Raw genomic sequence first — 9162 nt, forward strand, 5'->3', positions numbered from 1 at the left:
CTTCTGGGGGATACCCTCTACGGCACCCCCGGGGCTCCCGGCCGCCATTATCTCCATGCCTGGAAGGTGGCCTTCCGGGAAACCTTTACGGGCAGACCGGTGGAAATCACCGCTCCCCTGCCGCCCGATTTCCGGAAAGTATGGTATAATAAAAATAACTGATACTCAAGGAGGTTTCACCATGCCATTTGTAACCACGAAAGAAATGTTCAAGAAAGCCTACGAAGGCCATTATGCCGTTGGCGCCTTTAACGTCAACAATATGGAAATCGTCCAGGGCATTGTGGATGCTGCCAAAGAAGAAGAATCTCCCCTGATTCTGCAGGTATCCGCCGGGGCCCGGAAATACGCCAAGCACAGCTACCTGCTGCACCTGGTGGAAGCCGCCATGGAAGACACCGGTCTGCCCATTGCCCTGCACCTGGATCACGGCGCTGATTTCGATATCTGCAAGGCCTGCGTGGACGGCGGTTTTACCTCTGTCATGATCGACGGCTCCAAATATCCTTTTGAAGAAAACATCGAACTGACCAAACGGGTGGTGGACTATGCCCACAACAAAGGGGTCGTGGTGGAAGCCGAACTGGGCAAACTGGCCGGCGTGGAAGATGCCGTAAAGGTCAACACCAAAGACGCCACCTATACGGATCCGGACCAGGCTGTGGAATTTGTGGAACGGACCGGTGTGGACTCCCTGGCCATCGCCATCGGCACCAGCCACGGGGCTTACAAGTTCAAAGGCAAACCGGAACTGGATTTTGCCCGTCTGGAAAAGATCACCAACATGCTTCCCGGGTTCCCGCTGGTGCTCCATGGAGCTTCCACCGTTATCCCGGAATTCGTGGCAGAATGCAACAAATACGGCGGCAAACTGGCCGGTGCCCAGGGCTGTCCGGAAGACATGCTGAAAAAGGCCGGCACCTACGGGGTCTGCAAGATCAACATCGATACCGACCTGCGTCTGGCCATGACCGCTTCCATCCGGAAGTACCTGTATGAACATCCGGAAGATTTCGATCCCCGCTCCTATCTGGGCAAGGGCCGGGAAGCCATCAAGATGATGGTGGCCCACAAGATGCGGGATGTGCTGAATTCCTCCCACCGTTTGTAAGAAAGTGCGGGATTCCGGGCCGCCCGGCGTGCGGCCCCTACGGGACCGTGGATATGATATTCATCGGGTCCGCAGGGCGGCACACCCGGCCGCCCGCCATTCTGCCACAAAAAAACTGCCTCCCTTACCGGGCGGCAGTTTTTTCTTTGTGTCCGTACAGGAACCGGTCGATCATGCCATCCACGACCCTTTCCCGGTTTTCTTTGGTAAAGGCTCCCTGGTTGCTGAGCATGAAAATACTGAAATAGAAATTCTGGCTCATCAGCTGCAAATCGGTAAGAGGCTTCAGATACTGCCTGTCGATGGCTTTCTGGAAAATGCTCTGGAGCAGCTGGATTTCCCCATAAATCAGCTCCGCATACCGCCGTTTCATGGCCACATCCTTTTCTTCCGGCTTTTTGCCCCACCGGACATCCAGCCGCCAGTCCTGTTTCTTTTCATCCCAGAGAAGCCGCCAGCCGGCCTGCTGGTTCAGTAGTTCGAACAGGATCACCGACCACAGGGTCTCATTCTTCTCCAAAAAATGCAGGAACGCTTCCACATAGCCCCGGAACTGATCGGAAAAAGTTTCCCCTTCCTCCACGGCCGTTTCCATGGCCTTCATCAGCTTCCGGTTTTTGGCCTCCACCAGGGTATAGAACAGATTTTCCTTGTTCTTGTAATATTTGTAGACAGTCCCCTTTCCGGTATCCGCGATCTGGATGATCTCATCCAGGGTTGCCTGGGTGTATCCCTTGTGGGAAAACACCTGTTCCGCAGCTTTCAGGATCCGTTTTTCTTTGGATAAAGATGCATTGATTTTTACCATATCTTTGGGGACCTCCCTGTTTAGACTGTCTTTACAGATAGTATATCATTTTTGGAGTGTATTTTTCAATTTGATCATAACAGTCCCAGATTTTTCGTAATGAACACCCAGAGGAACATGGTGATGCAGGAAAGAGCCGAGCTGAAAATTACGCAGTTGCCGGCCAGCTCCCCGTCACTGTCCATCTGCTGGGCCATGGCAAAGGAAGCCACGGCGCAGGGGGTGGCGGACATGGCCATAAGAGAAGCCAGATCCACCTGCCGGTAGCCCAGGGCCACGGCTCCCCCGATGACGATCAGCGGAGCAATCACCAGCCGGCCGGTCACCGTAAAGGCCAGTTCCCGGATTTCACTGATGGCCCCCTGGAGGGTAAAGGAAGCACCCAGAACGATCAGGGCAAAGGGAGTGGTGCTGCCGGCAATGGCCTTGATGCATTTCAGCAGGGCCACGGGCAGCGGAAAGGGAAGCAGCTTGCACAGAAGCCCGGCCACCGCTCCCATGATCATGGGATTCCGGGCTACCCCGGCCAGGATATGGAGCGGATTGAAGGTGCCGCCCCGGAAAGTTTCCAGGGTGAACACCGCCAGTACATTGTAGATGGGGATGATGATGGCGCAGAGCATCAGAGGCACAGCCGCCGCTTCCGTTCCGTAGAGATTTTCCACCAGGGGCACCCCCAGCAGGATGAAATTGCTCCGGTAAAAGGCCTGGATCATGGCCCCCCGCTTTTTGTTGTCCTTCACCAGGGCGGTCACCAGCACCCAGCCCGTTACAAACACCGTCAGCAGGGCTCCCACCGCAAACAGCACGAACCCGGGCCGCATCACCTTGCCAATGTCGGTGAAATACACCGAATAGAACATGTTGGTGGGCAGGAACACACCAAAGACGATTTTGTTGAAGTTGGAAATATGACTTTCATTGAAGTGATACTTCCGCCGGGCCAGAAGACCGATGGCCATGTAGATCATCAGAGGCAGCACCGCCCCTGCCGCAATCCAGAAATTTTCCATAAGGCTCCCCCTCAGTGCAAAGATATACAACATTCCTTTCTAAGGGTACCATATTTTTCAAAATTCATCAATAATTATGCCCTTTCCGGCACCGTAGCCAGACGCCCGGCGGCCTGGATCACCCGTACGAAAGCCGGAGGCACTTCTTCCTTCTGGAGGGACTGGCCGATGAGCCGTCCCAGGATGACCCCCTTGTTGCTGTAGAGCCAGGCAAAATAATACACCCATACCGGTCCCTGATGGGGTTTAGCCTTGTACAGGGGACCGGGCGGAAAGTCCCGGGGATCCAGCTGGAGCTTGTGACAGGCCTTTTTCACCATGTCGTAGCTGGTCCGGCCCGTGCCGCCGCATGCCACGTCGATGATCCGGTCCAGAGCCTGGCGCTTTCCACGCCGGAGCATGGTCTGGGACAGGTCCATTTCAAAACAGACTCCGTCGGTGAAGTACACCCCTTTTTCCCGCTTGTGGGCCTCCTTCACGTCCGCATCGTACAAAGCCACCACCGGCAGCCGGAAATATTCCAGCAGCTTCTTGATCTTGGCAATGGAACTTTCGCCCCGGGCGTTGATGAGACAAATGCCGTAATAATCGAAAGGAACTCCCACCGTCCGGCCGAACAGCTGGAAGCAGCCGTATTCCGTCTCCCCTTCCACCAGGATCACGCTCCGGGCGTAAAGTGCCTCCTTCACTTCCGGGAAATGCATGATCAGATGCTTCTCGATTTCCCGGTTGACATGGAAACTGGCCCCGCAGGCCGCCTTGACCAGCCCCCGGCGGTCATGGTACAGCCGGAGGATGTTCCGGTAGTCGTCAATGAGGGAGTCGGTGGAATGGGTCACCACAAACAATTGGCCCCGGAGCCCGTCCAGCCCGAACAGGTCCTTCAGCAGGGCGCAGAACTGGGGATCCTCGTTGTTCAGCAGTTGCTGGTAATACTGGAGAATGGACCGCTGCATATAGGGGTGCAGGTGGATCTCCGGCTCATCGATGGAAATGATCAGGGGCAGATACCGTTTGCCCTTGCCATCCACAATGATGGTATGCTCCAGGGGCACCGCCCGGCTGTGGGCCATCTGGTACACCTGGGTGATGATCCGGAGAGCCGCCAGGGAAATGAACTTCAGATTGTCCGCCCGATGCCGGTTGCTCCGGCAGAGGATCCGGGACAGGTAGAAAATGCATTCATAATAGGAAGAATCGAAATACCCCACATTCACTTCGTGCTGGATAAACTGCCGTTCCTCCTCCGGCAGGGGACCGCAGTGGCTGGCTTCCCACTGGGCCAGACACTTTTCCAGAGCCCGGTACACCTGGGGCCGCACCGCCTGGTCCTCCTGGCTGATGGCGGAATAGCTGATGTAGCGGAGCCGGCGGATGGTTTCCAGGGGCATTTCCTGTCCGGTCTCCCCATCATAGAGATGGGGACAGATATCCGTCACCTTCATTTCCAGCCGTACCCGGATTTTTTCCGGATGGTCCTGGGGGGTGTCGGCAAAGTATTCATTCGGGCTCTGGAGCAGATGGAGATCCAGGGTGATCCGGATGGGCTGTTTGGGATCGTCATAGTCGTTTTCCGGCAGGGTCCAGGCGTTGGCCATATAGGACAGGAGCCGGAGGAACCCGCTTTTGCCGATGTCGTTCTCCCCCACCAGATAATTGGCCAGGGGATGGAAGGTCATGGTGATGTCTTTGAAATTTCGGTAATTCTGGATACGCATACTGGATAAATACATGGGTGCACCTCCAGGAGCCACAGACAGCAGAAAAAATCCCGCCGGGAAGGCAGGGCGCCAACAGGCCCCGGTCCCTCCCCAGCGGGACTTCAGGATGCAGCCTTACCGGCTGCAAACCGGATTATTTTGCGAAGTAACGGGCCAGCAGACCATCGAATACACGGCCGTGACGGGCTTCGTCCTTGGCCATTTCATGGACGGTGTCATGGATGGCATCGTAGCCCAGCTGTTTGGCCAGGGTGGCGATTTCCTTCTTGCCGGCGCAGGCACCCTGTTCAGCGGCAGCCCGCATTTCCAGGTTCTTCTTGGTGCTGTCGGTGACCACTTCACCCAGCAGTTCAGCGAATTTGGCAGCGTGTTCCGCTTCTTCGAAAGCGATCCGTTTGTAGGCTTCCGCCACTTCCGGATACCCTTCCCGGTCTGCCACACGGCTCATGGCCAGATACATACCCACTTCGGAGCATTCACCGGTGAAGTGCTGACGCAGCCCTTCCAGAACCCGTTCATCCACGCCCTTGGCAACGCCGACCACGTGTTCGTCAGCGTATTCCTTGACGCCTTCCTTCAGTTCATCGAATTTATCTTTCGGAGCGCCGCACTGCGGGCATTTTTCCGGAGCTTCTTCCCCTTCATACACATAACCGCACACTCTGCAAATGAATTTTTTCATAAGAAAAGCCTCCCCTTGAAACTGTGGCCATCGGACTGTTAATCCGATAAGTCTACTTTTTAATAATTTTTATTAAAAACTTCTTACAGCCTTAATTATAGCAGGTTTTTGAGGAAAAGCAAGGGGGAAAATAAAAGAAGGCAGATCCAAACCATCATGGGTTCACCGGCACCGTAGGGGCTGCACGCCGGGCAGCCCGCAATACATCGTACACCCGTGCGGAAACGGGCCAACCGGCCTGCGGCCCCTACGGATTGTTTATGGATACCTGTTATACTGAATTTGCATTTTATTCTAAATATTGTTACAATATCCAGAACATATTATAGGAAAGGACCGGTCCACCCCATGCTCCCCACCCGTAAAAATCCCCATTTGTCCCACTATGATTATTCCCAAAATGGTTGCTATTTCATTACCCTGTGTACAGAGAAACGAAAAATGCTGCTGGGCAGTATTTCAGCAGGACAGCTGGAATTGTCCTTTCTTGGCGGGACGGCAGACAACGAACTTTCCGTGCTGGGCCGTTTTTTCGAAGATATTGCCATTCCCGAAAAGATCATCATGCCCAACCACATCCATTTTATCGTTCAGATCCAGCAGACAGGCAATCATTGCCCCTTGTCTGTTGGACGGTTTGTGAATCTGTATAAAGGACGTGTTTCCAGGAAAGCCGGATACCCCGTTTGGCAGCGGGGATATTACGAACATATAATCCGCACCCGGGAAGAGTATATCCGGATGTCTCAATATATCCGCAACAACCCGGCCCAGTGGGCATTGGACCAGTACAATCGGCAGGAGGAAATCATCGCCCAGCGAAACCAGGGGCGGATCCGGTAAGAAATCCAATACCACCATGCGTCCACCGAAATCGTAGGGGCTGCACGCAGGGCAGCCCGCAAAACATCGTACACCCGTGCAGAAACGGGCCAACCGGCCTGCGGCTCCTGCATCTGGTGCGCAATCAGTCTTCCTCTCCTGTTTTCTTTTCCCAAATCGGATCTTCCTGTATGCTGTATTCCCCTCTCATGGTTTTTGCGGTGTCTTTGGTAATGGCATAGGCAGGATGGGAAAGGTCATACTGGGGATTGTAATGGTTGGACGGAGCCTGGATCAGCCCGCATACGGTTTCAAAAATCAGGTCGTTGGTGAACACGGTGTTTTCATGGGCTTGAAGAGCCTTTCCTGTGGCAGGATAGGCTCTCCGGTACGCCGGGGAAAGATAAATCCACATAGGGATCCGCACCATATCGAAGGTAAACGGATGGGAAACATGCTTGTATTTCATGTTTTCTCCATGATCGGAAAAATACACCATCACCTGAAGGTTCAGATGTTTCTGGCTGTACTGATACACCTGCTGAAGCACTTCATCCGTATAGGCCAGAGAGGTGTCGAACTCTCCCTCTTCCTTCGGGACTTGAGAGAAGGTGTGGTCCTGGGCAAACTTTTTGGGCACCCGGTCCCGATACCGATAGTGACTTCCATTCAAATGGAGGACGATGAAATTGTTCTGATCGGCCGGTACCATTTTCAACAGTTCCAACAGCTGGCCATCATGCTTCCAGGGCATCCATTTCCGGGTATCCGCCTGACTGGCCAGTGTGGTAATGGCCGCATCCCACACTTCGCCCTTTCCCTGAGTGGAAAACCAGTAGGTATGGTAACCGGCTTTTTTGGCCAAACTGACCAGATCCACGGATTCTCCCAAAGGCATGTTGTTGTACTGATTGGAGCTGGTAAGGGACTGACTGAGGGCCATCACCGTATTGGAAAAGTTGGAATAGGCCTGGGGGAAGAAGAAAAAACCATCGGTTCGCCGTATGCTGGATTCCCAAGGGGTGGTTTCCAAGGGGTATTCTGGGTTGAAGGCAGCCATATAATCCCGACAGGCAGTTTCTCCCACCACCAGGATCACTGTTCCCGGCAACTTCATGGGCAGGGCTTTCTCTTTGTCTAAAGAAATCTGTTGTTGATTCTTCCGGATGTTTTTCTTCAGAGCATCGAATGCGTGCATGGGGCCCCCCTCCAGTTTATGCAGCCCCACATACACATCCAGAGGGAAATAGGCACTGCCTTTATAGGCAACGGTGAAAAACATGACAAAGACAAAAAACACAAGGACGGCCTGCTGGAGTTTGGTGTAGAGGATTTTCCTCCGAGGTTCCCGTATGCTGAATTTCCAGCTGATTGCCAGAAGAAGCAACAGCCCACAGGCGAAAATGGCCAGCTGGCCTCCGGAAAACATGGAACGCAGGTATTCTCCGGCTTCCTTAACATTGGTGGCCAGAATGGAAAGAAGCGAGATATCGTCAAAAAGGCTGCGGTATTTCATAAAATATCCAACATAAATCAAAGGACAGAGCTGCAGGAAGAATGTGAGAAAAAAAGCGGCCCCCTGCTGGATCCACAGCAGCAACCTGTTTTTCTTCTGATTGGCCAGCAGAAGTTCCACCATCAGCAGAAACAGGAAGAACATGATGCCGCTGCGGTAATACCGGACATACAGTCTGGTATACATGGTGATGTTGTACGGATTGTGGACCAGATGGAAAAAAATCCAGCTGTATCCAGCCAGCTGAGTATGGCCAACAAGGCCGCCCTTGCTTTGGAACGGAATTCTTTCAAAGGGAAAATGCCGGTAAGGAAATAGACCAGGCCAAAAACCACGGCCAGGGATTTACCAAGGGGCAAATAATCCTGGAAAGCAATAGGAATTTGTCTGGATACACCGAATATCGATAAAAAAGCAAAACTGTAAAGTACCAGGAGCAAAAAAAGAGTAGAACCCAAACGATCTTTTCCCCGGTTTTTCATGAAAGCTGAAAAATGGACACATTTCTTTTTGAAAACAAGCTGCAGCTGCTGCAAAAGACTTCCCCCCTGATTGCATGTATTTGTCTACTCGAGGTATTTTTCCATTCCGTCGGCAAACGCCTTTGCATTTCCCTGCAGGAGATGGTCCAGCAGGGATTCCAGACGGGATACGGAAAATCCCGCCCGCATTTGATCCAGGATCTCGAACCGGTAGATGTCCTCCACTTCCCTGTTTGGAATGGCCAGAAGGAAATGCATTCCCGGTAAAAGCCGTTTTCCCAAGCCTGCTGGATGGGAGCATCGTATTCGTCCAGGAGAAGGATAACCTGTCTTCTATAATGCCGGTACAACAACTGGAGAAGAAGAGATAAAGAACCGGATGGAAAAGAACCAGTCCAACATGCTCAAAGTGAGCGTTTTGCCAAACCGTCTGGGGCGGGTCAGCAGGGTTACTGCGCTGTGTCCATCGATCAACTGCCGGATAAAATCTGTCTTATCCACAAAATAGTACTGTTCTTTTCGAAGTTTACCAAAATAATCGATTCCAATGGGCATTGTCCACTGCATCTCCCATACCCTCTCTTTCTATAAAATCACCTGGAACAGGTCTACGGTCTGAAACAAGCAGTTCTGTGTCCATTATACCAAAGAAACAGCTTTCAGGCGAATCGGGAAAAGTGACCCTGCAGGCTGTGCACCCAATCCCCGACCACTTAACCACTCAACCACTCGTTCACCTCCCCCTCACCCCTCAAATATGCTACAATATCCCCTGTAACTACAATTCGGAAACGAGGTCTTGTTCTCTATGCGTACTTTTTCCCGTACTCTTTGCCGTGCTGTGCTTTTGGGATGTCTGGGGGCCGGTCTTTTGGCTGGGCCGGTCTGGGGGGCTCCGGCTTTGCCTCCTGTGCAGAAACCGGGGTCTGCGGCGGCCAAACCGGTTTCTCCTGTGCTGCGGCGGCAGCCGGTGCCACAGGTTACCACCCATTACACGGCAGCCCACC

The 9162-nt window shown here is 53.2% G+C and carries 9 protein-coding genes; 3 read left to right on the top strand and 6 right to left on the bottom strand.

Annotated features, from left to right (window positions below):
- The first annotated feature begins 181 nt into the window (after positions 1-181).
- Entirely contained in the window at positions 182-1111 is a 930-nt protein-coding gene (gene fba / locus QVO43_RS08280) for a class II fructose-1,6-bisphosphate aldolase (RefSeq protein WP_022488060.1), read from the top strand.
- Between the two features lie 124 nt (positions 1112-1235).
- On the opposite strand, the gene QVO43_RS08285 is transcribed toward fba, so the two are convergent.
- The 4 genes from QVO43_RS08285 to QVO43_RS08300 all read right to left on the bottom strand — a co-directional run bounded on the left by QVO43_RS08285 (position 1236) and on the right by QVO43_RS08300 (position 5335).
- The gene (locus tag QVO43_RS08285) at positions 1236-1919 is read right to left on the bottom strand and encodes a TetR/AcrR family transcriptional regulator (protein ID WP_022488061.1); all 684 of its coding nucleotides are present in this window, start codon (positions 1917-1919) and stop codon (positions 1236-1238) included.
- 74 nt (positions 1920-1993) lie between these two features.
- Entirely contained in the window at positions 1994-2932 is a 939-nt protein-coding gene (locus QVO43_RS08290) for an AEC family transporter (protein WP_012938356.1), read from the bottom strand.
- 74 nt (positions 2933-3006) lie between these two features.
- Entirely contained in the window at positions 3007-4665 is a 1659-nt protein-coding gene (locus tag QVO43_RS08295) for an ATP-dependent nuclease (RefSeq protein WP_022488062.1), read from the bottom strand.
- Positions 4666-4786: 121 nt separating this feature from the next.
- Positions 4787-5335 carry a ferritin family protein gene (locus QVO43_RS08300; RefSeq protein WP_012938354.1) on the bottom strand — a complete coding sequence of 183 codons (549 nt, stop codon included), beginning with the start codon at positions 5333-5335 and terminating at the stop codon, positions 4787-4789.
- A 441-nt stretch (positions 5336-5776) separates the two neighbouring features.
- On the opposite strand from QVO43_RS08300, the gene QVO43_RS08305 reads away from it, so the two are divergent.
- Positions 5777-6178, top strand: a complete 402-nt coding sequence (locus QVO43_RS08305; RefSeq protein ID WP_278341663.1) for a transposase — start codon at positions 5777-5779, stop codon at positions 6176-6178.
- Positions 6179-6302: 124 nt separating this feature from the next.
- Here the strand turns inward: QVO43_RS08305 and QVO43_RS08310 are convergent, their stop codons facing one another.
- Positions 6303-7355, bottom strand: a complete 1053-nt coding sequence (locus tag QVO43_RS08310) for a phosphoethanolamine transferase (RefSeq protein WP_288174798.1) — start codon at positions 7353-7355, stop codon at positions 6303-6305.
- Positions 7356-7373: 18 nt separating this feature from the next.
- On the opposite strand from QVO43_RS08310, the gene QVO43_RS08315 reads away from it, so the two are divergent.
- Positions 7374-7991 (top strand): hypothetical protein, encoded by a 618-nt coding sequence (locus QVO43_RS08315; RefSeq protein ID WP_288174800.1) that lies wholly within the window; start codon positions 7374-7376, stop codon positions 7989-7991.
- Between the two features lie 497 nt (positions 7992-8488).
- Here the strand turns inward: QVO43_RS08315 and QVO43_RS08320 are convergent, their stop codons facing one another.
- On the bottom strand, positions 8489-8722 hold the full coding sequence (locus QVO43_RS08320; RefSeq protein ID WP_022488066.1) for an AAA family ATPase: 234 nt from the start codon (positions 8720-8722) through the stop codon (positions 8489-8491).
- Between the last annotated feature and the right edge of the window lie 440 nt (positions 8723-9162).

Origin of the sequence: Acidaminococcus sp. CAG:542, from assembly GCF_000437815.1 — a bacterium.
Taxonomy (GTDB): domain Bacteria; phylum Bacillota; class Negativicutes; order Acidaminococcales; family Acidaminococcaceae; genus Acidaminococcus.